24 protein-coding genes and 1 pseudogene are annotated in these 25,130 nt (G+C 56.8%); 8 read left to right on the top strand and 17 right to left on the bottom strand.

Annotated elements, in window-relative coordinates:
* Window positions 1-11: 11 nt before the first annotated feature.
* From aqpZ to PMA3_RS22145, 5 genes and pseudogenes are all read right to left on the bottom strand, one after another.
* Complete coding sequence (gene aqpZ, locus PMA3_RS22165) at window positions 12-707, bottom strand: aquaporin Z (RefSeq protein WP_064679193.1); 696 nt, start codon at window positions 705-707, stop codon at window positions 12-14.
* Between the two features lie 296 nt (window positions 708-1,003).
* A complete protein-coding gene (locus PMA3_RS22160) occupies window positions 1,004-2,836 on the bottom strand; it encodes an ABC transporter ATP-binding protein (RefSeq protein ID WP_064679192.1) in 1,833 nt (610 codons plus the stop codon).
* A gap of 82 nt (window positions 2,837-2,918) precedes the next feature.
* Window positions 2,919-3,479 carry a peptidylprolyl isomerase gene (locus PMA3_RS22155; protein WP_064679191.1) on the bottom strand — a complete coding sequence of 187 codons (561 nt, stop codon included), beginning with the start codon at window positions 3,477-3,479 and terminating at the stop codon, window positions 2,919-2,921.
* Window positions 3,480-3,482: 3 nt separating this feature from the next.
* Window positions 3,483-4,288, bottom strand: a pseudogene (locus tag PMA3_RS22150) (alpha/beta fold hydrolase).
* A gap of 14 nt (window positions 4,289-4,302) precedes the next feature.
* Window positions 4,303-5,226, bottom strand: a complete 924-nt coding sequence (locus PMA3_RS22145) for a PA3225 family LysR-type transcriptional regulator (RefSeq protein ID WP_064679189.1) — start codon at window positions 5,224-5,226, stop codon at window positions 4,303-4,305.
* 48 nt (window positions 5,227-5,274) lie between these two features.
* On the opposite strand from PMA3_RS22145, the gene PMA3_RS22140 reads away from it, so the two are divergent.
* The 3 genes from PMA3_RS22140 (at window position 5,275) to PMA3_RS22130 (ending at window position 7,670) form a co-directional block, all read left to right on the top strand.
* Window positions 5,275-5,589, top strand: coding sequence for a hypothetical protein (locus tag PMA3_RS22140; RefSeq protein WP_064679188.1), 315 nt, complete (start codon window positions 5,275-5,277; stop codon window positions 5,587-5,589).
* Window positions 5,590-5,834: 245 nt separating this feature from the next.
* Complete coding sequence (locus PMA3_RS22135) at window positions 5,835-6,434, top strand: FMN-dependent NADH-azoreductase (protein ID WP_064679187.1); 600 nt, start codon at window positions 5,835-5,837, stop codon at window positions 6,432-6,434.
* Window positions 6,435-6,803: 369 nt separating this feature from the next.
* Window positions 6,804-7,670, top strand: coding sequence for a carboxylate/amino acid/amine transporter (locus tag PMA3_RS22130; protein ID WP_064679186.1), 867 nt, complete (start codon window positions 6,804-6,806; stop codon window positions 7,668-7,670).
* Between the two features lie 253 nt (window positions 7,671-7,923).
* Here PMA3_RS22130 and PMA3_RS22125 read toward each other — a convergent pair whose 3' ends face one another.
* The 4 genes from PMA3_RS22125 to PMA3_RS22110 form a co-directional block, all read right to left on the bottom strand.
* Entirely contained in the window at window positions 7,924-9,090 is a 1,167-nt protein-coding gene (locus tag PMA3_RS22125) for an alkaline phosphatase family protein (RefSeq protein WP_064679185.1), read from the bottom strand.
* Between the two features lies 1 nt (window position 9,091).
* On the bottom strand, window positions 9,092-10,540 hold the full coding sequence (locus PMA3_RS22120) for an FAD/NAD(P)-binding protein (RefSeq protein WP_064679184.1): 1,449 nt from the start codon (window positions 10,538-10,540) through the stop codon (window positions 9,092-9,094).
* Window positions 10,537-12,090, bottom strand: a complete 1,554-nt coding sequence (locus PMA3_RS22115; RefSeq protein WP_064679183.1) for an AMP-binding protein — start codon at window positions 12,088-12,090, stop codon at window positions 10,537-10,539. Before PMA3_RS22115 ends, PMA3_RS22120 begins: the two co-directional genes overlap by 4 nt.
* Before the next feature lie 620 nt (window positions 12,091-12,710).
* Window positions 12,711-14,009 carry a mechanosensitive ion channel family protein gene (locus tag PMA3_RS22110; protein WP_064679182.1) on the bottom strand — a complete coding sequence of 433 codons (1,299 nt, stop codon included), beginning with the start codon at window positions 14,007-14,009 and terminating at the stop codon, window positions 12,711-12,713.
* Between the two features lie 193 nt (window positions 14,010-14,202).
* Here PMA3_RS22110 and PMA3_RS22105 point away from each other — a divergent pair, with 193 nt between their 5' ends.
* Entirely contained in the window at window positions 14,203-15,549 is a 1,347-nt protein-coding gene (locus tag PMA3_RS22105; RefSeq protein ID WP_064679181.1) for a DEAD/DEAH box helicase, read from the top strand.
* Between the two features lie 121 nt (window positions 15,550-15,670).
* On the opposite strand, the gene PMA3_RS22100 is transcribed toward PMA3_RS22105, so the two are convergent.
* Together PMA3_RS22100 and PMA3_RS22095 are read right to left on the bottom strand one after the other, a co-directional pair.
* Window positions 15,671-15,946 (bottom strand): hypothetical protein, encoded by a 276-nt coding sequence (locus PMA3_RS22100; RefSeq protein WP_064679180.1) that lies wholly within the window; start codon window positions 15,944-15,946, stop codon window positions 15,671-15,673.
* 173 nt (window positions 15,947-16,119) lie between these two features.
* Entirely contained in the window at window positions 16,120-16,854 is a 735-nt protein-coding gene (locus tag PMA3_RS22095) for a DUF899 domain-containing protein (protein WP_064679179.1), read from the bottom strand.
* A 175-nt stretch (window positions 16,855-17,029) separates the two neighbouring features.
* On the opposite strand from PMA3_RS22095, the gene PMA3_RS22090 reads away from it, so the two are divergent.
* Entirely contained in the window at window positions 17,030-17,419 is a 390-nt protein-coding gene (locus tag PMA3_RS22090) for a hypothetical protein (RefSeq protein ID WP_064679178.1), read from the top strand.
* 174 nt (window positions 17,420-17,593) lie between these two features.
* Here PMA3_RS22090 and PMA3_RS22085 read toward each other — a convergent pair whose 3' ends face one another.
* The 3 genes from PMA3_RS22085 to PMA3_RS22075 all read right to left on the bottom strand — a co-directional run bounded on the left by PMA3_RS22085 (window position 17,594) and on the right by PMA3_RS22075 (window position 19,647).
* A complete protein-coding gene (locus PMA3_RS22085) occupies window positions 17,594-18,463 on the bottom strand; it encodes a DUF6279 family lipoprotein (protein WP_064679177.1) in 870 nt (289 codons plus the stop codon).
* Between the two features lie 65 nt (window positions 18,464-18,528).
* Window positions 18,529-19,245, bottom strand: a complete 717-nt coding sequence (locus tag PMA3_RS22080; RefSeq protein ID WP_064679176.1) for a TorF family putative porin — start codon at window positions 19,243-19,245, stop codon at window positions 18,529-18,531.
* A 213-nt stretch (window positions 19,246-19,458) separates the two neighbouring features.
* Window positions 19,459-19,647, bottom strand: a complete 189-nt coding sequence (locus tag PMA3_RS22075; RefSeq protein ID WP_017337097.1) for a hypothetical protein — start codon at window positions 19,645-19,647, stop codon at window positions 19,459-19,461.
* A 351-nt stretch (window positions 19,648-19,998) separates the two neighbouring features.
* Between PMA3_RS22075 and PMA3_RS22070 the strand changes: the two genes are divergently transcribed.
* From PMA3_RS22070 to PMA3_RS33435, 3 genes are all read left to right on the top strand, one after another.
* A complete protein-coding gene (locus PMA3_RS22070; protein ID WP_064679175.1) occupies window positions 19,999-20,835 on the top strand; it encodes a CvfB family protein in 837 nt (278 codons plus the stop codon).
* A gap of 368 nt (window positions 20,836-21,203) precedes the next feature.
* The gene (locus tag PMA3_RS22065) at window positions 21,204-22,136 is read left to right on the top strand and encodes a DMT family transporter (protein ID WP_064679174.1); all 933 of its coding nucleotides are present in this window, start codon (window positions 21,204-21,206) and stop codon (window positions 22,134-22,136) included.
* 229 nt (window positions 22,137-22,365) lie between these two features.
* On the top strand, window positions 22,366-22,494 hold the full coding sequence (locus tag PMA3_RS33435) for a PA1414 family protein (RefSeq protein ID WP_003184145.1): 129 nt from the start codon (window positions 22,366-22,368) through the stop codon (window positions 22,492-22,494).
* Between the two features lie 131 nt (window positions 22,495-22,625).
* Here PMA3_RS33435 and PMA3_RS22060 read toward each other — a convergent pair whose 3' ends face one another.
* The 3 genes from PMA3_RS22060 to PMA3_RS22050 all read right to left on the bottom strand — a co-directional run bounded on the left by PMA3_RS22060 (window position 22,626) and on the right by PMA3_RS22050 (window position 25,122).
* Window positions 22,626-22,877, bottom strand: coding sequence for a hypothetical protein (locus PMA3_RS22060; RefSeq protein WP_064679173.1), 252 nt, complete (start codon window positions 22,875-22,877; stop codon window positions 22,626-22,628).
* Window positions 22,878-22,931: 54 nt separating this feature from the next.
* Window positions 22,932-23,657 carry an MBL fold metallo-hydrolase gene (locus PMA3_RS22055; protein WP_064679172.1) on the bottom strand — a complete coding sequence of 242 codons (726 nt, stop codon included), beginning with the start codon at window positions 23,655-23,657 and terminating at the stop codon, window positions 22,932-22,934.
* An 85-nt stretch (window positions 23,658-23,742) separates the two neighbouring features.
* On the bottom strand, window positions 23,743-25,122 hold the full coding sequence (locus PMA3_RS22050; RefSeq protein ID WP_064679171.1) for a sodium:solute symporter family protein: 1,380 nt from the start codon (window positions 25,120-25,122) through the stop codon (window positions 23,743-23,745).
* Between the last annotated feature and the right edge of the window lie 8 nt (window positions 25,123-25,130).

Below are 25,130 nucleotides of genomic sequence, written 5' to 3'. Positions count from 1 at the left end.
CGCCCTGGGCTTCAGCTGCCTTCCTTGCTTAACCATCGATATGTCACGCCGCCGATCACCGCGCCGAGCAGCGGCGCCACCCAGAACATCCACAATTGCGCGATGGCCCAGCCACCGACGATCAGCGCCGGGCCAGTGCTGCGGGCCGGGTTCACCGAAGTGTTGGTGACTGGAATCGAGATCAGGTGAATCAGCGTCAGGGCCAGGCCGATGGCGATCGGCGCCAGCCCGGCGGGGGCTCGCTTGTCGGTGGCGCCGAGGATGATCAGCACGAACATCGCCGTCATCACCAGCTCACAGACAAAGCCTGTGGCCATCGAGTATTTGCCGGGAGAATGCTCGCCATAGCCGTTTGAAGCCAGACCGTTGGCGAGCTCGAAGCCTTCCTTGCCGTTGGCGATGTAGTAGATCAAGGCCGCCGCGATAATCGCGCCAATGACCTGAGCGATGATGTAGGCGGGCAGCTCTTTGGCGGGGAATCGACCGCCAACGAACAAACCGACCGAAACGGCGGGGTTGAGATGGCAGCCGGAAATATGGCCAATGGCGAATGCCATGGTCAGTACCGTCAGACCAAAGGCCAGGGCCACACCCAGCACCCCGATCCCCAGCGGAGAAGACGCGGCCAGGACCGCACTGCCGCAACCCCCCAACACCAGCCAGAACGTACCTAACAACTCAGTGACTGAACGTTTGAACAGAGACATGAGAGTGTCCTTGATAGGCTTCCTATCGAGACTGTATCGAGTGATGCATCCTGCACATTTACGACAGGCTCATCTCCAGAACCTTGGCTGATTACAGCAGGGTTTTGATGGATTTCCAGTGGCCATAAAAAACCGCCAGGGCCCGTGGTTAAAGGATTGTGGCGGTTATCGGGGTGTAGTTGATCCATGTGGGAGCGAGCTTGCTCGCGATAGCGGAGTTTCAGTCGACATAAATGTTGACTGTTACACCGCTATCGCGAGCAAGCTCGCTCCCACAGGTTTGGGGGTGAATTCAATTAATCGATGCCGACAAATCCACCCGTCTGGTGCTGCCACAACCGCGCATACAACCCGCCATGGGCCAGCAGTTCGGCGTGGCTGCCGGTTTCGGCGATCTTGCCTTTTTCCAGCACCACCAACCGGTCCATCCGGGCGATGGTCGAGAGCCGGTGGGCGATGGCGATCACGGTTTTGCCCTGCATCAGGGTTTCGAGGCTTTCCTGGATTGCCGCTTCGACTTCCGAGTCCAGTGCCGAGGTGGCCTCGTCCATGATCAGGATCGGCGCGTCCTTGAGCAGCACCCGGGCAATCGCAATGCGCTGACGCTGGCCGCCAGAGAGTTTAACCCCGCGCTCACCGACATGTGCGTCGAAACCGGTGCGCCCTTCGGAGTCCGACAGCAACGGGATGAACTCGTCGGCCCGGGCCTTGCGTACCGCTTCCCACAGCTCGGCGTCGGTGGCGTCGGGCTTGCCGTACAGCAGATTGTCGCGGATCGAGCGGTGCAGCAGGGACGTGTCCTGGGTGATCATGCCGATGCGCTCGCGCAGGCTTTCCTGGCCGACCTCGGCGATGTTCTGGCCGTCGATGAGGATGCGCCCGCCCTCCACGTCGTACAGGCGCAGGAGTAAATTGACCAGGGTCGATTTACCGGCGCCGGACGGGCCGATCAGGCCGATTTTCTCGCCGGGTTTAATCGTCAGGTTCAAGTCGCCGATGATCCCGCTCTTCTTGCCGTAATGGAAATCCACATGCTCGAAGCGGACTTCGCCACGGGGTACGACCAGAGGCTTGGCCTGCTCGCGGTCGGTGACGCTGACCGGCTGGGAAATGGACTGCAAACCATCCTGGACCATGCCGATGTTTTCGAAAATGCCCGTGACCACCCACATGATCCAGCCGGACATGTTGACGATACGGATCACCAGGCCGGTGGCCAGCGCAATCGCTCCCACGGTGATCAGCGACTGCGTCCACAGCCACAGGGCCAGGCCGGTGGTGCAGACGATCAGCAAGCCGTTCATGCTGGTGATGACCACGTCCATGCTGGTCACCACCCGGCCGGCCAGTTGGGCTTTTTCGGTTTGCTCCTTGATCGCTTCGCGGGCGTATTGCTGTTCGAAGTTGGTGTGGGCGAACAGCTTCAGGGTGGTGATATTGGTATAGCCATCGACAATGCGCCCCATGAGTTTGGAGCGCGCATCGGAGGACACCACCGAGCGTTCCTTGACCCGCGGCACGAAGTAATAAAGGGCACTGATGAAGGCGACGATCCAGGTCAGCAGCGGGATCATCAGGCGCCAGTCGGCTTCGGCGAACAGCACCAGCGAGCTGATGGCATAGATCAGTACATGCCACAGCGCGTCCACCGCCTGCACGGCTGAATCGCGCAACGAGTTGCCGGTCTGCATGATGCGTTGGGCAATGCGCCCGGCGAAGTCGTTCTGGAAAAAATTCAGGCTCTGCTTGAGCACATAACTGTGGTTCTGCCAGCGGATCAGGCTGGTCATGCTGGGGCTCAGGGTCTGGTGCACCAGCAGGTCATGCAGGCCAACAAAAATCGGCCGGAAAACCAGGGCTACCACCGCCATCCAGGCCAGTTCGATGCCATGGTCCTTGAAGAAATTGACGTTCGGCGTGCCCTGGGTCAAATCGATGATGCGGCTCAGGTAACTGAACAGCGCCACTTCGATCAGCGCACCGATCAGGCCGACGATCAGCAGGACGGCGAAACTCGGCCAGACCTGCTTGAGGTAATAGGTATAGAAGGGGAGAACCCGATCCGGCGGAGCGGCCGTCGGTGCATCGCGGAAAATGTCGATCAGTTTCTCGAAACGGCGATAAAGCATCAGTTCTCCGCCCGCGCGCGGGCTCTCCCTTGAACAGTGTGAGCGGCGCACTCCGGCAGCCGCTCAATACTTGCTGTGTAGCTTAGTCGATGACTTTGGCCGACTTGATGAACACAGGGTCGGCCGGCACATCTTTCATGCCGCCGCGGGTGGTGGTTGGCGTGTTGACGATGATGTCCACCACGTCCATGCCTTTGACGACTTTACCGAAGACAGCATAGCCGTCACCGCTGTCGAGGAAGTCGTTGTCCTTGACGTTGACGAAGAATTGGCTGGTGGCCGAATCAGGATTAGAGGTGCGGGCCATGGACAGCGTGCCACGGACGTTATGCAGGCCGTTCTTGGACTCGTTCTTGATCGGTGCCTTGGTTTCTTTCTGCTGCATTTGTTGAGTGAAACCACCACCCTGGACCATGAAGCCCGGAATCACACGGTGAAAAATCGTGTTGTTGTAGAAACCGCTATTGACGTAATCAAGGAAGTTCTTGGTACTGATCGGCGCCTTGACCGCGTCCAGCTCGATCTCGATCTGGCCGTTGGTGGTTTCCAGCAGCACGTGCGGCGCCTTGTTGGCGGGCGTTGCGGCCATCAGATTGGCGGCAAACAGCACGGAGCCGGCGACGAGGGCGATTTTTTTCAGCATGGGTCAGTGATCCTGATTGGGTTTGTGTCGACTGCGATGAGAAACTCGAGCAGGGTTTGGTTGAAGCGTTCGGGTTGATCCAGCGGGGTGGCGTGGCGCGAATCGGCGACCACCACCAGCCGCGCATCGGGCAGCAGTTTTACGTAAGCCTCTTTCAGCGACACCGGTGTGTAGTCACGGTCGGCGCTGATGATGAGGGTTGGACAGACGACCCTGGAAAGTCGTTCCTGAACCCCCCAGCCAATGATCGCATCGAAGCTGGCGAGATAAGCACGCTTGTCGTTCTTTGCCCAGCGCTCGGCGATTTTTTGTCGCAATTGAGCCTGCTCGGGGTTAGGAAACAGCTTGGCGCCCAGGGCTTTGCCGATGGCACCCATGCTGAACACGTGCATCAGGCTCCAGCGCTTGAACCACTGCCAGTAATCGTCGCGGCTGCGCAATTTGACCTCAGGGGCGCTGTTGACGATGCACAGGCTCTTGAGCAGCTGTGGCTGGTCCACCGCCAGTTGAAAACCGATCATGCCACCCATGGACAGGCCGACATAGTGCACCGGGCCAAGGTTCAAATGTTCGATCAGCGCGACCAGGTCGGCAGTGAACCCGGCGATGCTGTAGCGCTCGCGGGGTTTATCGGAGCGACCGTGGCCGCGTATATCCGGGACGATCACCCGGTAGCGCGTCGACAAGGCCGGAATCTGTTGTTCCCAGTCCAGGGTGCTGGAACCCAGGCCGTGGACCAGCAGCAACGGCGCGCCGTGGCCATATTCCTCGTAGTGCAGGTTGCAACCTTCATGTTCGAAATAGGCCATGTTCACACTCCGTGTCAGGCTTGTTCAGGGGCGGCGAACGGCGCATCCAGCGGCGCGGTATCAAAGGTGCGCAGCAATTCGATGAGGATCTGTGTCGCCGGGCCCAGGGGTTTGTCCTTGTTCGAATACAGGTAGAAGCTCGGATTACGGCTGCCACCCTGATCCAAAGGTAGCAGCTTGAGCGTACCTTCCTTGAGTTCCCGTTCAATCATGTGTCGCGGCAACCAGGCAAAACCCAGGCCGCTGCCGACAAAGGTGGCTGCGGTGGCCAGGCTGCCGACGGTCCAGCGCTGCTCGGCACCGAGCCAGCCGACATCCCGTGGCTGCTGGCGACCGGAGTCGCGGATCACCACTTGCATCTGGCTTTCCAGGTCCTGGAAATTCAGTTCGCGATTGAGTCGGTGCAGGGGATGGTCGGGGTGGGCCACCGCGACGAATTCGACGTCACTCAATTCCGCGCCCAGGTAACCGGGAATGCTGAAACCGGTGATGGCCAGGTCGGCCACACCCTCGAGCAATACCTCCTCCACGCCGGACAATACTTCCTCGCGCAGACGCACCCGGCAGCCGCGGCTTTGCGGCATGAACGCGGTCAACGCGCGCACGAGACGGGCGCTTGGGTACGCGGCATCGACCACCAGCCGCACTTCCGCCTCCCAGCCTTGTTCCATGTGGTGGGCCAGGTCTTCGAGCTGACTGGCCTGTTTCACCAGTTGCCGGGAACGGCGCAGCAACACACCGCCGGCTTCGGTCAGCACCGCCTTGCGGCCGTCGATGCGCAGCAGCGGGACGCCGAGCTGGTCCTGCATGCGTGCCACGGTGTAGCTGACCGACGATTGCGAGCGGTGCAGCGCTTCGGCGGCCTGGGCGAAACCACCGTGGTCGACCACGGCCTGCAGCGTTCGCCATTGATCAAGGGTCACGCGGGGCGCTTTCATGAACAGCTCCTCTTGTCTAAGCTGGCAATCCCTTCTGGAGACTGCTGAATGAAAAAATTCTGTTGTGTGATGCTGGCGCTGCTGCCACTGACGGCGTTTGCCTATCCGATCGACGTGCAAAAGCAGTTGAACGGCTTGAGCATCGACTACAACGCCTACGATACCGACAGCGACATGGCGTCCATTCAGGTCAACAACTACGGCACGACCGATGCGATCTGCAAGGTGGTGTTCAACAACGGTCCGGAAGCGCCGCGCACCCGCACGATCCACGTGCCTGCCGGCAAACACACCAATGCCACCGCCAAGTTCACCCGGACCATCATCAAGATGCGCATCAACCTGAGTTGCAGCCCGAAATAATATCGATATCCCCTGTGGGAGCGGGCTTGCTCCGGGCGGCGCTCCGACGAATGCGGTGTGCCATTCACTGATACGCCGCCTTCGTCGGAGCGCCGCCCGGAGCAAGCCCCTCCTGCAGGATATGCTCAGCTTATAAACGAATTTATTGATGGGTTATAGCAGTTATTTGCGCTTTTTCATCGATATGGTTCTGTTTAACCTTCACTCCATCGACCTACAGCATTCTCAGATGGAGGCTACAGCCCATGTCCCGCGTTCTGATCATCGAAAGCAGTGCCCGTCAGCAAGACTCGGTTTCCCGTCAAATGACCCAGACATTCATCAGCCAGTGGCAAGCCGCTCACCCCAACGATCAGATCACCGTGCGTGACCTGGCCGCCAACCCGGTGCCGCATCTGGATATCAACCTGCTGGGGGGCTGGATGAAACCCGCCGAACAGCGCAACGACATCGAACAGGCTTCGCTGGAACGTTCCAACCAATTGACTGACGAACTGCTGGCCGCCGACGTGCTGGTCATGGCCGCGCCCATGTACAACTTCGCGATCCCGAGCACCCTCAAGGCCTGGCTCGACCACGTGCTGCGTGCCGGTGTGACCTTCAAGTACACCGAAACCGGCCCGCAAGGTCTGCTCAGCGGCAAGCGTGCCTACGTGCTGACCGCTCGCGGCGGGATCTATGCCGGCGGTCCGGCAGATCACCAGGAACCCTACCTGCGCCAGGTCATGGCCTTCATCGGCATTCACGACGTGACCTTCATCCACGCCGAAGGCATGAACCTGGGCGGTGACTTCCAGGAGAAAGGCCTGAACCAGGCCAACGCCAAACTTTCCCAGGTCGCCTGAGACGTTAATCGCCAGATAATCGCTGGATGGTCTAGTGACCTGGCGCAACCCTCAAGCCTGAACGCGCATCAAACCTCCCTTTTGCACTTGTTGCTCCTGAGTGCTGTAGCCCGATTGAACGCTTTAGCGAGATCGGGCTTTTTTTTGCGTGCAATCTGATGGATGTGCACATCAACCTGTAGGAGCGAGCTTGCTCCGGGCGGCGTTCCGACGATGGTCGTAACCGATATCGCGTGTTTGCTGGTTAAACGCGGCGCTCTTGTGTCCATCGCGAGCGAGCTCGCTCCTACAGGGTTTTGTATACGGCTGACTGTTCGCGATAACGAGCAAAACCCGCTATCGTCGCCGCCATCCAAAAACGAGGCGAGCATGGGCTATTTACTTTTTGTCACGCTGATCCAGGCGTTTTCCTTCAGCCTGATCGGCGAATATCTGGCCGGGCATGTCGACAGTTACTTCGCGGTGCTGGTGCGCGTGGTGCTGGCGGGCCTGGTGTTTATCCCGCTGACACGCTGGCGCTCGGTGGAACCGGCGTTCATGCGCGGCATGCTGCTGATCGGTGCGTTACAGTTCGGCGTGACTTACGTCTGCCTGTACCTCAGCTTCCGGGTACTGACGGTACCGGAAGTGTTGCTGTTCACCATACTCACCCCGTTGCACGTGACCCTGATCGAAGACGCCCTGAGCCGGCGCTTCAACCCCTGGGCCTTGATCGCGGCACTGGTGGCGGTGGCGGGCGCGGCGGTGATTCGCTTTGACCGGATCAACCCGGACTTCTTCATGGGCTTTTTGCTGTTGCAACTGGCCAACTTCACCTACGCCGCCGGGCAGGTGCTCTATAAACACCTGGTGGCCCGTCACCCGAGCGACCTGCCGCACTACCGCCGCTTCGGTTACTTCTACCTCGGCGCATTGGCGGTGGCATTGCCGGCGTTTCTGCTGTTCGGCAAACAGAACTTTTTGCCGGAAGCACCGTTGCAATGGGGCGTGCTGCTATTCCTCGGCCTGGTCTCGACGGCGTTGGGCTTGTACTGGTGGAACAAAGGCGCGTGCCTGGTGAACGGCGGGACGCTGGCGGTGATGAACAATTTGCACGTGCCGGTGGGGTTGCTGATCAATTTGCTGATCTGGAATCAGGATGAAGAGCTGGGGCGGTTGTTCCTGGGCGGGTCGGTGATTCTGATGGCGGTGTGGATAAGTCGGTTGGGTATACGCCAACCAGCAGTCGCACACTGAACCCTGTGCTAGCGAGCTCGCTCCTACGGGGGATCTGTGCCGTTCACAAATCCCCCGTGGGAGCGAGCCTGCTCGCGATGGTCGTCAACGATAACGCGTGTTTGCCGGATAACATGCGGTGCTCTGGAGTCCATCTTCGGAACGCTGCCCGGAGCAAGCTCGCTCCTATATGGAATGATGGTGCTACAGGATGTGTTATTCGAATTCTGATCGAATAGTCTGTAGCTCCGAAGACGAGCCTCGGCCTGTGATTTTACCTGTTGGAACAGGTTAGAAGCGGCGAAAGCTGATCCGCCTCTGTCAAAGCGCCATGATGCCCTTTCCATGACGTCTGGTGTTTTTCCGTGGTGCTTTGCACGATGCCGCCCCGTCCTGTCGGATACACAATCAGATCTCCGAGGCGTTGTTCGAAGATCGCTTCTACGACGCAACCAAACAAACCGTTGCTGACCGCTTGCTCATGCGAGAGCACCGTGAAATCGTCGCCGAGCGTGTTTCTCCATCGCTCCAGTACGTTATTGACTTGATCATCCTGTACGTAGACATGCCTCGCGCGGATATCGCCCGCAATCCACGCGACCCCCTCTTGCAGATATCGGTTAGTGTCGAAGTCGAAGGTGAGTTCAGGCAACAGGGTTGTCATGCCGTGGTCGGCAGTGATCAGCAGATTCGTCCCTGGAGCAAGCATGCCAACTGTCTTTGAGATCAAAGTGTCGATATTCTGCAGGCTGTTCAGCCAGGACTCTGACCCCGTGCCGTAGATATGCCCCGCATAATCCAGTTCGCCCAGATAGACGTAAATCATCTGCCGCGGTGACTTGCTCAGGACGCTACTGATTTGCAGGCTGCAGTGCGAGTAGTCTGCATAGGGCGTGATTGTGGCTCCTCGGTAGATCTCTCTGCTGTAGCGGGAGTTCGCGATGTTCGCTGGGAGTATGCATTCGACATTCACACCCCGTTCACCGGCAATCTCCCAAGCGGTCTTTGCGGTTGGTAAAATCGGTGGTTCAACGAGGGGAAGAGTGGGTGTTTGATCTTGATAACGATTACCGATCATCCATGGCAGAGGTGAAAACGGGGTCTGACCCTCCAGCGCAAAACGGCTGCCAACAATACCGTGCTGGCCACTTTCTCGGCCAAGCGCAAAGGAAGCCAGACTGGTCGCGGTAGTGGCTGGAAATCCGACCCTGAAAAACTGGCTGTGACCAAGCAGTGTTCGAAGGAACGGTGCTCGAGAGCGATGCTCGTCGAGCAATAGATGCCCCAATCCGTCAACCATGAAAACGACTGTCGTGTCTGCAGGTTGCAGGTTGAAGCCCGGCTTGAATGAAGGCACATCCAGACTCGCCAGGATGGCTTGTGAGAGGCTAGCCAACCCTGATTTTTGGACCTGAGAAGCGTTTTGTATCGGCGCGCCCATGTCACTGGTCTCTCGAAAGAATCGCGGATGCAGCAGCGACGCTGTGCATGACGTTACGCACTACATCGGTCGTTGCCAGGAATTCGCCCTTTGTCAGGTCACCGACAATAAAAAGTCCGGTGACTTCACTGCGACGGCTAGAAAGTGCCTGATAGGTTAACGTGTTGATGGAAATCCCGCCTAGCGAGTGAGTCGTAATCGAGCCGTTTGCCAACATATTCTTCAGCAGGGGCAACTGTTTGAGGTCAGCCTCTTCATAACCAACACCCCGCCCATCGATCAAATAGTCGACACTCAGGCAATTGTTTTGCCCATGATAAATGTCAAAGCTCAGGTCGGTAGCTTCGATTCCTCGCAGATTAGAGAAAATTTGCAGTTGTTGACATTCCATCAACTGCAATATTCGCGCGGCACTGAATGCAGGAAATGCCGCCAGATATGTCATCCAGGGTCCATGATATTTAGTCATGAAGGTGGCTTTATCTTCGGTACTTAGTTTTGTCCAGAGCTTATCCACAATGGTGTAGGAGGCTAACAAAACGCTTTGCCAAAGATGATTGCATTGTGAACAGCTTTTGAGCTCTTGATCAAGTTCCTCGGCTTGTGTTGCGTCGGTTTGTCCGAAGCCGTTCCAGTCAATGCGATGGTTGGTGACAATATCAAGTTCTTTCTTATGGAGCGCAAGTATCGACTCCAGCGTCTGAGTCTGTTCGTCCAACAGAGCGGTGAGGAACGCGCTCGAATCATAACCGGAGTGTTCAGCGATGATCTTGGGTAGCTTGCCCGCTCTGGAAGCCATGATTATTTTACCGGTATGGCCATTTTCCTGAAGTGCCAGGACTGCGTCGATCGCGGTAAGCCGAGTGCCGATAATGCCTACCGTTGCATCGCCAGGTATGTCCATGTCTTGGTAGGGAGAGTGGAAAAGTTTTTTGGATGTGTTGCTTAATAATGGTGCCTTAGGCGCGTGCCCAATACAGATAATCACCTTGTCGAAGAGCTCGTTGGTGCCGTTATCAAATTCAACGATGAATTTTCCGCCGGACCTGATTGGCGTAACGCAGGTCACAGAAGCGTTAATAAGTTCGGCGTGCATTGCATTGTCTAACGCATTTTGCAACTGGTGGCCAACATACATGCCAAATAGTTTCCTTGGAGGGAAATCTGACCATGCCTGTTCATAGTTGATGGATGCCTCCCACCATAATGACTGGTTTTTTGCTCTCCATTCGACAAACTCTAGGGGGTTATTGGGGTTGATGCTCATGATTGAAGCGGGCAGATTAATAAGGTGGTTTTTATAATGTGTGCCGAAGGCTAGCCCTGTGCCTGGTTTTCGGCTGTCGACAATGACGTACTCAAGTGCCGGGTTCCGTTTTTCCAGTTCAGAATAGAGTTGGTTGAAAAGGCAAACGCCTGTTGGTCCGGCACCAATTTGTAGAACTCTCATTTCGACGCTCCTGCCAGCAATTTTACGGCTATCTTGTTTGCTTCCGTGCGATCGATTTTACCGCTCATGGTCATCGGCAAATTTCTGATGAAGTAAATATTGTCGTTGTGGACCGGGTAATCATCAAGATGGGATATATGCCGAGCTATTGATTCGTGGTTGGGTGCTTTGCAGTGAGTATTAAGTTTTATCAGTAGTATTATTTTCTTGTCTATTTCGTGCAGTGTGGCAGTGGCGACGCACTCTAATATGTCTTCATGGTCGCGCAAATGAGATTCCAATTCTGTGAGATCGATCAGTTTTCCAAGAACCTTAACCCGTGCATCGGCTCGCCCATGGAGACTGAAATTTTTGCCGTCATAAGAAGCCAGGTCACCCGTCCGATACCATCGCTCATGGCGGCCGAGAGGCAGTCGGCGCAGATATCGACCTGCTGTTCTGCTGTCATGGTGCAAGTATCCTAGGCCCACGCCAGCACCCCCTATATACAACTCACCTATCTCATGCTGATTGGCGTGCTTGCCGTCGTTTTTCAGAATGGCAATCTGAGCGCTGGGGAACGGAACGCCAATAGGGAGAGGGGCATCATCGCGAAGATTTGCCAAGTCTTCTTTGGTTGGTTCGAAGAAAGTGCTGTCAATGGTTGTTTCGGTTGTTCCGTAAGAAAATACCAGGCGGCAATCGTCACCAATAATTTTACGGATATCCTTGAACTCTCTGGCTCGCATTACATCAGATCCGGCAATCAGCAATTTGAAACTATTAAGAATGATTCCATTGTTCAATGCGTAGGTATAAAGCTCTCTGAGAATGATCGGTGTAAATTCGGCGCATTCGATTTTGTGAGTAGCTATGAAGTTGGCTAGGCTTCCAGCGACGTGCTTCTTGGCTGATGTAGGCACAAAGATGGACGCGCCTGAACACAGCCCACGAATCCAGTCACCCGCGAATACATCAAAGGAAAGGCTGGCAAATTGCAGATGCTTTTTGATGCTGTTCAACTGATAGATGTCATTCCAGCTCTTGAATGTCTCAATTAGGTTAACGTGGCCTATAGCTACTCCTTTTGGATCTCCGGTAGAACCAGAAGTGAACATGATATAGGCCAAGGGGTGATACCGTTGTGTGATGAAGGTATCGAAGGCAGGTGCAGATAGATCATTATAATGGACAAATTCGGGATCGTTGTCTTGCCGGGTGTATGGAAGATCAGGTGCTGATAGAACGAGTTCAACGTTAGCTACGATTAGGGTGCGTTGTATTTTTGTCGGGGTCATCAATGGGTCTATCGGGCAGTAAATGCAGCCCGCATGCAGGCATCCCAACAATGACGCTAGTGCACTGCTGACGTTATCTTGCATAATGGCAATGACGCTGCCTGGTTCTATGCCTTTGCTCTGGATGTAGGCAGATACCTTGTAAAGTTCGAGTTCCAATGTTTGATAGCTGACGGTTTTGTCATCCGTTACGATCGCGACACTATTGGGGGTGGTGTGGCAGAATTTTAATATGAGATCAAGAATTGAGTCGTGGTGAGTGGCGCGAAGCATAAACTAATCCTTATGTTTATGGTTTTTTTTGGGGGGGTGTAATGTGTAGGCTGGTAACTTTGAAAATCAGTAACCCGCTGCTGCACAAGGTTCCGGTTCTTATTTTTTCGGAGGAGTTTGTTGTCGTTCTTTAATGGGCGGTTGAATTACGATGGCCGCAAAGGTCTAGCCATAGCGATTGTTTGGCGGTTGAGTAGGGAGGTTTCAATCTCAAACAAGTTGAGGGGGCTTCTTGTGGAGTAGATATCATGCCGATGTCGGAATATGGGCGTTCTTATCATTTTTGCCTACCTTGGACTTGATCAGAATCTAATGAGTAACAAATATTATTTTCTACGTCAACCCGGGGCTTCTTAGGGAGGCGAGTTAGGCTGCAATAATCCGCGTCCCAGAGCTGTCGGGAAAAAGTTAAAAATTGTAATCAGTTGAGTATTAGCCTTGCGCCATGTTCCCGGATGCGTCTGTGACTCGGTAGCTTGGCCATCATTTATGCAAAATGGAGGCGTTCGATTACGAGTTAAATTTCTTGGCTTGAATTTCTGAGTGTTCAAGTTGGATTTGCCTAGTCCGGAACGCTTTACCGCGTTCTGATGCAAACCATTCGCGAAGGACCTGTAATGTTACGTTACGTGTTTTTCGAGCTCGGGAATGTGGCTTGCACCCAGTATCGCCGGGAGTAACCCGGCCCTCAGATCCCCACCACTGGGCTGCTGATACAGGCTCAAGCCAAACTCCGGCAGCACCGCCAGCAGATAATCGAAGATATCCCCCTGGATCCGTTCGTAATCAGCCCACGCGGTGGTGCGGGTGAAGCAGTAGATTTCCAGCGGAATACCCTGGGCGGTGGTCTGCATCTGGCGGACCATGCACGTCATGTCCGGCTGGATTTCCGGGTGGCTCTTCAGATAGGCCAGGGCATAGGCGCGGAAGGTCCCGATATTGGTCATTCGCCGCCGGTTGGCCGACATTGCCGCGACGTTACCCTGGGCTGCGTTCCAGGCCTTGAGTTCGGCCTGTTTGCGGCTGATGTAATCGGTCAGCAAATGCACCTGGGCCAGCTTCTGCTCTTCGTCGTCGCGAATGAAGCGCACGCCGCTGGCATCGATGAACAGGCTGCGCTTGATCCGGCGGCCACCGGACTGCTGCATGCCGCGCCAGTTCTTGAACGACTCGGACATCAGGCGCCAGGTCGGGATCGAAACGATCGTCTTGTCGAAATTCTGTACTTTCACCGTGTGCAAGGTGATGTCCACTACGTCGCCATCGGCACCGACTTGCGGCATCTCGATCCAGTCGCCGACCCGTAGCATGTCGTTGCTGGTCAGCTGCACGCTGGCAACGAATGACAACAGGGTATCCTTGTAGACCAACAGAATCACCGCTGACATGGCGCCCAGACCCGACAGTAGCAACAGCGGCGAACGGTCGATCAATGTCGCGACGATGATGATCGCGCCGAACACGTACAGGACCATTTTCGCCAGTTGCACGTAGCCTTTGATCGAGCGGGTGCGGGCATGCTCGGTGCGGGCATAGATGTCCAGCAGGGCGCTGAGCAGGGCGCTGATGGCCAGCACCAGGAACAGGATGGTGAACGCCAGCGCCACGTTGCCGAGAAATGTCAGGCTGGTCTTGCCCAGCTCAGGCACCAGGTGCAGGCCGAACTGGATCACCAGCGAGGGCGTCATCTGTGCCAGGCGGTGAAATACCTTGTTATGACGAAAATCGTTGATCCAGTGCAGCGCGGGCTGGCGGCCAAGCAATTTGGTCGTGTGGAGAATGAGGTAGCGCGCCACTCGTCCGAGGATCAGCGCAATCACCAGCAACAGCAGCAGCCCGAGGCTGGAATGCAGGAGCGGATGCTGATCGAGCGCACCCCAAAGGTCTTGGACGTTGAGCCAGAGCTGTTTGATATCCATGGGCAAAAAGGGGTCTTCTATTGGATGCGACGGAGCGATTAGAGCATTTAAGACGCGTTGGATGACGTTTGATGACAAAAGGCGCAACAAAAAAACCACTGTTTAGCGCCGTTTGTATAAAGAAACTCGGCCTTCGCGCTCGAAACCGTTACCCTATGCAGCTGTTTTTTTGTATTTCTTCGAGGTAGCACCCGTGTTTTCCCAATTCGCCCTGCACGAACGCCTGCTCAAAGCCGTGGCCGAGCTTAAATTTGTCGAGCCAACGCCTGTGCAAGCAGCGGCCATTCCGCTGGCGCTCCAAGGGCGTGACCTGCGGGTGACAGCGCAAACCGGTAGCGGCAAGACCGCCGCCTTCGTTTTGCCGATCCTCAATCGCTTGATCGGTCCGGCCAAAGTCCGCGTCAGCATCAAGACCCTGATCCTGCTGCCGACCCGCGAGCTGGCCCAGCAGACCATCAAGGAAGTCGAGCGCTTCGCCCAGTTCACGTTCATCAAGTCCGGCCTGATCACCGGCGGTGAAGACTTCAAGGTCCAGGCCGCCATGCTGCGCAAGGTGCCGGACATCCTGATCGGTACGCCGGGCCGGATGATCGAACAACTGAACGCCGGCAACCTCGACTTGAAAGAAGTCGAAGTGCTGGTGCTCGACGAAGCCGACCGCATGCTCGACATGGGCTTTGCCGAAGACGTGCAGCGCCTGGTGCAAGAGTGCACCAACCGTCAGCAGACCATGCTGTTCTCGGCCACCACCGGGGGTTCGGGCTTGCGCGAGATGGTCGCCAAGGTCTTGAACAACCCTGAGCACCTGCAGCTGAACAACGTCAGCGATCTGAACGCGACCACCCGACAGCAGATCATCACCGCCGACCACAATCAGCACAAAGAACAGATCGTGAACTGGCTGCTGGCCAACGAGACCTATCAGAAAGCCATCGTGTTCACCAACACCCGCGCCATGGCCGACCGTATCTACGGCCGCCTGGTGGCGCAGGAATACAAAGCGTTCGTGTTGCATGGCGACAAGGACCAGAAAGACCGCAAGCTGGCCATCGACCGCCTGAAGCAGGGCGGCGTGAAAATCCTCGTTGCCACCGACGTCGCCGCTCGCGGTCTGGACGTCGACGGCCTGGACCTGGTGATCAACTTCGACATGCCCCGCAGCGGCGACGAGTACGTGCACCGCATCGGTCGTACCGGCCGCGCCGGCAACGATGGCCTGGCCATCTCGCTGATCTGCCACGGCGACTGGAACCTGATGTCGAGCGTCGAGCGCTACCTCAAGCAGAGCTTCGAGCGCCGCACCATCAAGGAAGTCAAAGGCACCTACGGCGGACCGAAAAAGGTCAAGGCCTCGGGTAAAGCGGTCGGCGTGAAGAAGAAAAAGGTCGACGCCAAGGGCGACAAGAAGAAAACCGGCGCCAAGGCCCCGACCAAGCGCAAGATCGCCAACCGCCCGAAGACCGACGCCCTGTCGTTGGTCAGCAAGGACGGCATGGCGCCGCTCAAGCGCCGCAAGCCGGAAGCGCCGGCTGCCGAGTAAGGCGCCATAGCGATCCAATAAAAAAACCCGGACAGCGTCCGGGTTTTTTTATGCCTGGAAATCTGTTTGGCCTTTTAACATCAAAAGATCGCAGCCTCGTTGCACGCCTTTGATCGTGCCTTCAACCCTCGGCTTTCTTCTCAGCCGTTCCCAGCTCCTTCAATCGCTGGTCGATCAACTGGCACTTGTCGGGCAAATCCTTGCTGGCGGTGCCCAGGTCCATCTTTTGCAGCTCGTCGTTGATCTCCTTGGCTTTGGCTGGATTCTGCTCGGTGAGCTTGGTGATTTCCCTGGCCAGTTGTTCGCGCTTGGCCGTGGCTTCTTCGGGCGTGCAAGCCCAAACGGGAAGAGCGCAGGCGAAAGTGGCAACCAGGGTGAGTTTCAACAGGGTTTTCATAGGGCGAGCCTCAGTTCCGGTTAAGGCGGGTTATCCGGTTGAGGGCTCGAGCATGGAAAAGTTCAGCGACGCAAGCGCTCAATTGCAGATTGCCCCTTTCAAGCTGACCTATTAAGAGCGCCTCTGGCAGCTGGAGCTGGCTTGTCGGATCGCCGCGACTCGATCTGCGCGATCTATCCCCTATGACAGCAGCTGGATGACGCCTTCTCTTCATACCGATCATGAAGCTGCACCCATTCCATGATTTGCTCTTCATTGCGGCCCTTCGGGGTCAGGTCCAAATAGTTGTAGGCACCAACCAACAGGTCGAGACCGCGGGCGTAGGTGGAGTAGGTATGGAAGATTTCGCCACCTTCGTTGCGATAAAACACGCTCAGGCCGGGGAGTTCTTCTTCGGCGCCGTCGGATTTTTCGTAGTTGTAGGTCGCCTTGCCGGCGGCGACATCTTCGGCTCGGAACGAGACGCCGAAGTCGTAGTTGAAATCGCAGCCCTCGGACGAGACCCAATCGAATTTCCAGCCCATGCGCCGTTTGAACGCCTGGAATTCGGCGAAGGGTGCGTGGGACACCGCGACCACCGCCACGTCATGGTGGGCCAGGTGCTGGTTGGCCCCGTCGATATGGTCCGAGAGGAACGAGCAGCCAGAGCAGCCTTCGTCCCAGCCTTTGGCAAACATGAAGTGGTAAATGACCAGCTGGCTGCGATCGCCGAACAGATCGGCCAGTTTCAACTTGCCATCAGGGCCCTGAAAGCGGTAGTCCTTGTCGATTTTCACCCAGGGCAAGGCGCGGCGTTCGGCGCTGAGCTTGTCCCGTGCCCGGGTGAAGGCTTTTTCGTTGGCCAGGTGTTGTTTGCGGGCAGCGCGCCATTCTTCCTGGGAGACGACGGGATGGTTGTGAATGTTCATTGGTGTTCTCCTGCGGGATGCTGGGAGGTAACTGACATAGCTAGTCGTTCGGTCTGTGCCCAATTCGACATACCGCCGGTCGGTGCTGTTCAAAACCTGGGCTGAACGGCTGCGCACGCTTTAGGTCACAACCTATGTAGGCCATTTCACTCACGGGCGCTGGAGGTTGATCAGGATGACGACTTATAACTGGGATTTGATAGAACGCTTGCTGCACGAAGTACAAAACGGTGCCAGCAGCTTTACGCCACGGCCTTATGCCGAACAATTCGCGGCAGAGAAGGCGACCGAGGGCGAGCAGACGGAAAACCTGGATCACCTGAAAGCGGTGGCTGGCGAGTACGAAAAGTTACTGCTGGCGCGCGGCTATATCGAGCCTCGGCCCGAGGAACAGGGTGGCACTGGCTCGAACTACATATTGACGCCACGGGGCTCGAGTTTGTTGAGCCTGATCGATAGCAGCATTCCGGGCAATGACCATCCGCGGCAAGTGCTGGATGAGCAGGAAGATGCGCTGGACGAGGTGACGTTTGACGAAGTGGCGTCGAAGGCGCAGATAGCCTGAACATTACGTCGGCATCTACATGATCCCCGATGATCCCCGGCGTACCGATGGATTGTGGTCAGATGCCGCACCCTGTAGGAGGGCTTGCCGGCGAAGGCGTCTTCATGGGCGGTGTAAGCCTTGAAGTCGCATTCGCCGGCAAGCCGGCTCCTACAGGGGATTTGTGTTGGACGCTTAACTTTGTTTTGCCGCCTTCAAACATTTCAAATCATTGAAATCCTTGCGCACGCCCTCGATTTTCTTCAGCAATCGCTGCCGTTGCTCCGGCGTGCTCTCGGCCATCAGGTCCACGAACAGCGACCTTGCCTGGGCTTCGGTGTTGGCGTAGGCCTGGCGATAGGTCGGCGTCCACAACGTCTCTCGATTGACCAGAAGCGTCTCGATGCGTTGTGGGAATTGCGGACTCTGGCGCTGTGCAACCGCCGCACTGAATTGCTTTTGCCAATGGGCGCGGTTAGCGATCCACTGGGTGTTCTGATCACCCAATGCTTTCGACCAGTCGACCACTCGTTGCTTTTGGCCAGGGCTGAGCGGGCCGAGCCAGTCATTCAAGCGTTTTTCCATACGTTCGCCACGCTCCCTGATTTGCTGATCAAGCGACGGTTTCAGGTATTGCTCCTGGCGTTTGCGCTGGTCCTTGGCGAAGGCGTCATTCATTTCCGCGACTTGCTTGCCATCGAGCCCCTGCAACAACTCGATGGCTGAGGGGGTGATTTCCCTGGCAGTCTGGGCGATGGCTTGTTTGGCTTCCTGCGTGCGGGCCTGCAGCGCGGCGTCGGTCACCTGGTTGCGCTCGACCATGTCCTGCAAACGGTCCAGCCAGTCGAGGTAGCCCGGCAGTTGCGTGGTGCAGTGCCAGCTCAGGTGCTCTGCAAGGCGTTCGTTGAACCAGTCTTTCTGCCCGCCGTTCATGCTCAGGTAATCGCTGAGCGTCCACGGGATGATCATGTCGAGATTGCGATAGGCCAGGCCCACGCGGCTGCACGCGCCGAGGGCAAAACAGAGGGTGATAACGACGGTGAGACACTTCAACCAGCGCGACATGGGCAAGTCCTTGCGAAAGCGTAGGTTCTCATGTGGACGCGGGATGAGCCCGCCAGTTCAGCCAATCAATAGAAGGCATGTTGAGCCTTCAGGGTGACCAGGCCATCGCACTGGCTGTTATGCCCGGAATAGGCTGAGCAGTCGCTGCCGCTGAGACTGGAGTCGCTGTAGATCAGGTCCAGGTCGATGCCCATGAATGGACGGGAGAGCGTCACTGACCAGTCGGTGAAGCTGCCGACATAGCCACCTTCGACAGATACCGGGGCATTGAGCTGGTGCGTGGTGTATTTCATGCTGACCCCGATACCGAATGGCTGATTGCCGCTCAGGTCGGCGAATACAGTGCTGTTCTGTTTGTCCGGATCGTTGCTGAACGCCGCGCCGAAGCGGCTGCCCAGCAGGGTCAGACCACCGAAAAACTCCTGGCTGTCGAGCGTTTCCACTGTTGGGTAGCTGTAATGGATCATACCCACTTCGTATCCGAGGCTGTGATCGAAAGGCTGTTTAAAACCGACGTAGGAATCGACTTCAAGGTTGTTACCCGGACTCAAGCCCACGCTTGGTGACCATTGACCGACGTAAAATCCGCTGTCGTGGCTCAGGTCGAGACCGCCGTGGAACGAGCCGGTGCTGGAAGGTTTGACCAGGCCCTGGGCCATGCTGCGGCTGGGGGAGGTGCCCAGTTTGAGATCGAAGTCACCCAGTTCACGCTGGAAGATTTGCGCATTGGCGACCGAACAGGCCAGCAGGCTGGCGAGCAGGAAAAGAAAGGGTTTGAGCATGCGTCACTCCATGAACAGCGAGGAGCAGGAAAAAAACCTGCTGAAACGCTTGATCTAGACGTGTGCAAGGATACCGGCGAATGTCCGGCGCCGAAGGCCGTTCGTCGATTTTTGATGGATGGATGTTGGGCGGGGTGTTTCAGAAGGTTCCAGTCCAAGCGCTTCGAAGCTCAAAGCGCTTAGGGACCAGTTATCGCAGGGAGATCTTGTAGCTTACTTTTTGCCCAAGGTGATCTGCTTGGACGGGCCGAATGTCTGGCCGCTGACGCCTTTGGCAATTTGCTGGATCTCGCCGCCAGACTTGAGGAACGCAGCAATCTGATTGTTGATCGATTCGCTGGTTTCAACGGCTGGAGCTGGCTTTGCTTTGCTGTTGGATGCTTTTACACGCATGGCGGCCATTAACCTGTAGAAATTAACTTGGCCAGGCATAGTACAGGAAATACTTGACAATTGCTTGATAAATATCCTCCCGAAATACAAGTCGCAAGTCGGTGGTGTATCGCGGGTAATTATTCGGAAAATACCCCTAAGCTGCTGTTTTAACTTAAAAGTACAGAAGGAAATTAGCGGTTTTTGCCTGGCTGACGGGTGCGAACAGCGTCGGTATGGCCTGACGAGTGGCCAGGTACGCAGGATAAAAAATCAGGAAAATTAAGGCCTTCAGAGGATTTTCCGGCGCCATCGGGCTGGCCGCCGAACGCAATCCGCAAAACCGGGTAGAATGCTGCCCACGCAATGAGGGTATTGGACATGGCTTTAGTCGGGCGTTACAACAGTTTGCAAGTGGTTAAACACACTAACTTCGGTTTATATCTGGACGGCGGCGCGGAAGGGGAAATCCTTCTGCCCAATCGTTATATTCCCAAAGATATTCCCAGTGAAGATGAAGATTGGCTCAACGTTTTTATTTATCTGGACAGCGATGACAAACTCATTGCAACTACCGAAAAGCCGAAAGTGCAGGTCGGTGAATTCGCCAGTTTGAAAGTCGTTGAAGTCAACAGCATCGGGGTTTTCCTGGATTGGGGCTTGCCGAAGGATCTGTTGCTGCCGTACTCCGAAGAAAAGCGCCAGATGACCGCCGGTGAATATGTCGTGGTGCACGTATACCTCGATAAACACACCCGCCGCATCACGGCGACGGCGCGTCTGGACCGCTACCTGGACAAGACCCCGGCCAACTACACCCCGGGCCAGGAAGTTGACCTGCTGGTTGCCGAAGCCACCGATATGGGGTTCAAGGCGATCATCAACAACAAGCACTGGGGCTTGATCCACAAGAACGAAATCTTCAAGTTCATGCGCGCCGGGAAAGAAGAAAAGGGCTTTATCAAAGAAGTCCGGGCCGATGGCAAGATCAGCCTGAGCCTGCAACCGGTTGGCGAGGAAGCTGCCACCAGCCTCAACTCGAAGATCCTCGCCAGGTTGCGCGAAAACAACGGCACATTGCCGGTCAGCGACAAGAGTGATCCAACAGTGATCACCAGCATGTTTGGCGTCAGCAAGGGCAACTTCAAAAAGGCGATTGGTGCGTTGTACAAGAACGGCCAGATCGTTATTCATGCCGACCGCATCGAATTGAGCTGACCCGGTCGACCCCCCCTGTAGGAGCGAGCTTGCTCGCGATGGTCGTCAACGATGACGCGGGTTTTCTGGTTAAACGCGGCGACTTGAAGTCCATCGTCGGAACGCCGCCCGGAGCAAGCTCGCTCCTACAGGGGGAGGGCGCGTACGCTGAACGGCGCGGCACCTCCAGGTAATCGTCGGCCCCCCTCAATGACTTCCAGAAAATGACGCAACCAGGAAGCCAAAGGTCTCTGGCAGACGGCATTTTCTGGCTATCTGGTTAATAATCGGCAGCATGATTTTTCGCCCCGGCGCTTACTCAGCAAAAAACCGGGGCTTTGCTTTTACTGTCGAGTCACTGCCATGGATTGTGTTGTCGAGGTATTCCGGTGAGCGCCACCCGGCGTAGCGCCGATGGGTTTGCCCTGCAAGTGATGATGGGGCTGTGCCTGATCTGGGGTGTCCAGCAGGTGATGATCAAATGGGCGGCGCCCGATATTGCCCCGGTCATGCAAGCGGCGGGGCGATCGGGTATCTCCGCGTTGCTCGTAGGCCTTTTGCTGTGCTGGAAGGGTGGCTGGGATCAGGTCGGCAGTACCTGGCGCGGCGGTTTGCTGGCCGGTTCACTGTTCGGCCTCGAGTTCCTCTTCATTTCCGAAGGCCTGCAACTGACCACGGCCGCGCACATGTCGGTGTTCCTTTACACGGCGCCGATCTTTACCGCGTTGGGTGTCAACTGGCTGTTGCCGAGTGAACGCTTGAGACCTGTCCAGTGGCTGGGCATTTTCCTGGCTTTCATCGGGATTGCCATCGCATTTGCCGGTGGAGTGTCTTGGGACAATCTCGATCGGCGCATGCTGCTGGGCGATGCATTGGGTGTGCTGGCCGGCGCGTCCTGGGGGGCGACCACTGTGGTGGTGCGCGCTTCGCGCCTGTCGGAGGCTCCGGTAACCCTGACCCTGTTTTATCAACTGATCGTCGGTTTCGTCGGCCTGCTGCTGATCGCAATCCTCAGTGGCCAGGTTGGCCACGTCAGCCTCACCACGGTGGCGGTGGCCAGCGTGCTGTTCCAGGGATTGGTGGTGTCGTTCTTCAGTTACCTGACCTGGTTCTGGCTGCTGCGCCGTTATCTGGCGGCGAACCTGGCGGTGTTTTCCTTCATGACGCCGTTGTTTGGCGTCACGTTCGGCGTGGTGCTGCTGGGTGAAGAATTGAGTCTCAACTTCATCGTCGGCGCGGTGCTGGTGCTGTTGGGCATCACCTTTGTCAGTGCCGAGCAGTGGGTGCGCCGTCGTTTGCGCAAAGCACTGGGGCAGGACTGACCGTGCTGCAGGCCGATCCGAATGCGTGGATCAAGCGCCGACAGACGGTCTATCCGGCGGCCCCGACTCGCGGTCGTTTGATTGCTTGAACTAACGGTCAGGTATTTGGATCAATTCAGTAACAGATCATTGCCACATTTGGCGAGCATTGCGCAGGACTTCGGACTATTATCAGTGCGAAGGGGCTACAGAATTTTCAGCCGCTCGGCACTACCCTGAAGGGGGCACCATGAAAGAGAAAATCCAAAACTGGCTGCATGACCTGGGTGTCGCACTCGGTTTGATCGAACCGCCTCTGCAACCTGTGCCTATTCGTACTGACGACGAACAGCGCCGACGCCAGCCGCGTCGCCGGTAATGCGTCAAAACCCGAATGATCGCAGCCTTCGGCAGCGCCTGAAGGGCGTTGTGCAGATGCTGCGACTGCGGGTGTATCCGCAGTTGTAGGCGTTGCCGCAGGCTTGGGCCGCGCTTGGACAATGCGGGCGGTCAGTGCCGCCCGATCTTCAGCAAAAACCGGCTCAAGTCACTCACCGTCCTGGCAGTCTTGAGCATGTGATCTTCTTCGGCGGTAAACGCCGTCAAATCCAACTCATCTTCCAAATGGAAGATCAATTCTTCGATATCTTCCTTATCCAATCCCAACTGCGCCAGGCTGGTGTTGTCGTCGAAGTCATCCTGACCCTCCAGCAGGCGGCTGATGAGGCGATGCACGGCGGCACGAACGGCGGCTTTTTTCATGGTTTTCTTCGAGGGCGTTTTTGTTGTTGTCCCTGCGCTTGAGTACAGCAGGCTTCAGCCATGGGAGCGCTGCCACTCGTCAATCATCGTGCGTAAATGCTCCCCGGAAAAACTGCCGAAATGCCCGCCGTGCACGGTGCGGATCTGCAAGGCACGCAAGCGCTGCAGACTGCGGGCGTAGTCGTCGAGGTTGGAGTGATAAGCGTCCTCGATCAGCGGCCCGTCGTAGATGATGTCGCCACTGAACAGTGTCTCGGTCGCCGCTTCGTAAAGGCTGATGCCGCCCGGTGAGTGCCCGGGTGTGTGCAGCACCTGCAGCGTGCGGTTACCCAGATCCAGCACGTCGCCTTCTTCAATCATTCCCGTGGCCGGTGCGGCCTTGACCCGATATTCGACATAGCACAACGGGCAGTCGGGATGAGCCTCGAACATGTCATCACCGACGAACGCCGTGCTCAGTGTATTTTCACCATCGGGCGCCGCGAGGATCTGCGCTTCAGCCGGGTGCACCAGGCGTTCCGGGAACTCGTGATGGCCGGCGATATGGTCGAAATGGCAATGACTGGCCACGGCGACCAACGGCCGCTCGGTGATCCACGGCAATTGCTCGCGCAAGCTCACCAGTCCGGAACCGCTGTCCAGCAGCAAGTCCTTGTCGCGGCCCTGGATGTGCCAGAGATTGCAGCGATAGAAGGGGCGGATGTAAGGCTCGTGAATCAGGCGAATCCCGTCACTGAGCTGTTTCACCTCGAACCACTGATCGCGGCTGACGATCTTCATAAGCAGTTTCCTTCAGACGAAAAAAAACGAGTGTGGCAACCGACGCCACACTCGTCGAAGAAAAAGTTAAACCATTCTTTTCAGTTTAGACAGAGCTCGCCAGCGGTGCCGGACGGCGGGACAGCAAGCTGACCACGACGAAACTCACCAGGCCGACGCCAAGGCTGTAGTAGATCGGGGTGTTGGCGTCCATACCGTCCTTGATCATGAACACCAGCGCGGTGGCAAAACCCAGGCCCATGCTGGCAATGGCGCCAGCGGTGGTGGCGCGTTTCCAGAAGATCGCGCCCATCAGCGGGATCAGCATGCCGCCTACCAGCAGGTTATAAGCCAGGGTCAGGGCGCTGATCACGTCATTGACGACCAGGGCGATACCGAGCACGACCATACCGGTCAACAGGGTGAACAAGCGGCTGATGGTCACGTTCGACTGTTTGCCGCCACGCAGTTTCGGCAGCAGGTCTTCGGTCAAGGTGGTGGACGCGGCCAGCAGGCCGGCGCTGGCGGTGGACATCATGGCGGCCAGGGCTGCGGCGATCACCAAGCCACGGATGCCATCCGGCAGCGAGACTTTGACGATAGCGGCGAAGGCGTTGTTGACGTTGTCCAGATCCGGGATCAGCACGTGAGCGGCCATACCGATCAGGGCGCAGACCAGACCGTAGATGATGCAGTAGATGCCTGCCGAGGTACCGGCATACTTCGCGACTTTTTCGCTCCTGGCGGTGAATACCCGTTGCCAGATGTCCTGACCGATCAGGATGCCGAAGAAGTAGATCATGAAGTAGGTAATGATGGTGTCCCAGCCAATGCTGGTGAAGCTGAAGCTCGCCGCCGGCAATTGCGCTACCAGTTGATCCCAGCCACCCACGCGGTACAGGCAGATCGGCAGCAGCAGGAACATCAGGCCGACGGTCTGGATACCGAACTGCACGATGTCGGTCAAGGTCAGCGACCACATGCCGCCGATGCTCGAGTAGATCACGACGATACCACCACCGAGCAGCACGGAAATCCAGAACGGCAGGCCGAACAGTACTTCCAGCACGGTACCGATGGCCAGGATCGAGGTCACGCCGATCATCAGGGCGTAGGCCAGCATGATGGTGGCGCTGGCGGTACGGGCCATCGGGTTGTAGCGTTTTTCCAGCACCTGGGTGACGGTGAACACTTTCAGTTTCAGCAGCGGTTTGGCGAGGAACAGGTTAAGCGCGACGATCCCGCAACCGAGGGCCGCGCACAGCCAGAAACCGGAGATGCCATGTACGTAACCCAGACGCACGGTGCCCACGGTGGACGCGCCGCCGAGGACGGTGGCGGCCATGGTGCCCATGTACAGGCTCGGGCCGAGGTTACGACCGGCGACCAGGTAGTCTTCGTGGGTCTTGGCCTTGCGCATGCCGTAGTAGCCGAGTATCAGCATCGCGGCGGCGTAGATGAGTACGACGAATAAATCCAAAGCCATGATGGCGT

The sequence above is a fragment of the Pseudomonas silesiensis genome, assembly GCF_001661075.1.
In the GTDB taxonomy this organism is placed as follows: domain Bacteria; phylum Pseudomonadota; class Gammaproteobacteria; order Pseudomonadales; family Pseudomonadaceae; genus Aquipseudomonas; species Aquipseudomonas silesiensis.
Note: the sequence above shows the minus strand (reverse complement) of the source record. Positions and strands in the feature narration are given on the sequence as shown.

Coding starts and splice junctions, on each gene's coding strand:
- aqpZ (WP_064679193.1), bottom strand. CDS start 707: ATGTCTCTGTTCAAACGTTCAGTCACTGAGTTGTTAGGTACGTTCTGG.
- PMA3_RS22160 (WP_064679192.1), bottom strand. CDS start 2,836: ATGCTTTATCGCCGTTTCGAGAAACTGATCGACATTTTCCGCGATGCA.
- PMA3_RS22155 (WP_064679191.1), bottom strand. CDS start 3,479: ATGCTGAAAAAAATCGCCCTCGTCGCCGGCTCCGTGCTGTTTGCCGCC.
- PMA3_RS22145 (WP_064679189.1), bottom strand. CDS start 5,226: ATGAAAGCGCCCCGCGTGACCCTTGATCAATGGCGAACGCTGCAGGCC.
- PMA3_RS22140 (WP_064679188.1), top strand. CDS start 5,275: ATGAAAAAATTCTGTTGTGTGATGCTGGCGCTGCTGCCACTGACGGCG.
- PMA3_RS22135 (WP_064679187.1), top strand. CDS start 5,835: ATGTCCCGCGTTCTGATCATCGAAAGCAGTGCCCGTCAGCAAGACTCG.
- PMA3_RS22130 (WP_064679186.1), top strand. CDS start 6,804: ATGGGCTATTTACTTTTTGTCACGCTGATCCAGGCGTTTTCCTTCAGC.
- PMA3_RS22125 (WP_064679185.1), bottom strand. CDS start 9,090: ATGGGCGCGCCGATACAAAACGCTTCTCAGGTCCAAAAATCAGGGTTG.
- PMA3_RS22120 (WP_064679184.1), bottom strand. CDS start 10,540: ATGAGAGTTCTACAAATTGGTGCCGGACCAACAGGCGTTTGCCTTTTC.
- PMA3_RS22115 (WP_064679183.1), bottom strand. CDS start 12,090: ATGCTTCGCGCCACTCACCACGACTCAATTCTTGATCTCATATTAAAA.
- PMA3_RS22110 (WP_064679182.1), bottom strand. CDS start 14,009: ATGGATATCAAACAGCTCTGGCTCAACGTCCAAGACCTTTGGGGTGCG.
- PMA3_RS22100 (WP_064679180.1), bottom strand. CDS start 15,946: ATGAAAACCCTGTTGAAACTCACCCTGGTTGCCACTTTCGCCTGCGCT.
- PMA3_RS22095 (WP_064679179.1), bottom strand. CDS start 16,854: ATGAACATTCACAACCATCCCGTCGTCTCCCAGGAAGAATGGCGCGCT.
- PMA3_RS22090 (WP_064679178.1), top strand. CDS start 17,030: ATGACGACTTATAACTGGGATTTGATAGAACGCTTGCTGCACGAAGTA.
- PMA3_RS22085 (WP_064679177.1), bottom strand. CDS start 18,463: ATGTCGCGCTGGTTGAAGTGTCTCACCGTCGTTATCACCCTCTGTTTT.
- PMA3_RS22080 (WP_064679176.1), bottom strand. CDS start 19,245: ATGCTCAAACCCTTTCTTTTCCTGCTCGCCAGCCTGCTGGCCTGTTCG.
- PMA3_RS22075 (WP_017337097.1), bottom strand. CDS start 19,647: ATGGCCGCCATGCGTGTAAAAGCATCCAACAGCAAAGCAAAGCCAGCT.
- PMA3_RS22070 (WP_064679175.1), top strand. CDS start 19,999: ATGGCTTTAGTCGGGCGTTACAACAGTTTGCAAGTGGTTAAACACACT.
- PMA3_RS33435 (WP_003184145.1), top strand. CDS start 22,366: ATGAAAGAGAAAATCCAAAACTGGCTGCATGACCTGGGTGTCGCACTC.
- PMA3_RS22060 (WP_064679173.1), bottom strand. CDS start 22,877: ATGAAAAAAGCCGCCGTTCGTGCCGCCGTGCATCGCCTCATCAGCCGC.
- PMA3_RS22055 (WP_064679172.1), bottom strand. CDS start 23,657: ATGAAGATCGTCAGCCGCGATCAGTGGTTCGAGGTGAAACAGCTCAGT.
- PMA3_RS22050 (WP_064679171.1), bottom strand. CDS start 25,122: ATGGCTTTGGATTTATTCGTCGTACTCATCTACGCCGCCGCGATGCTG.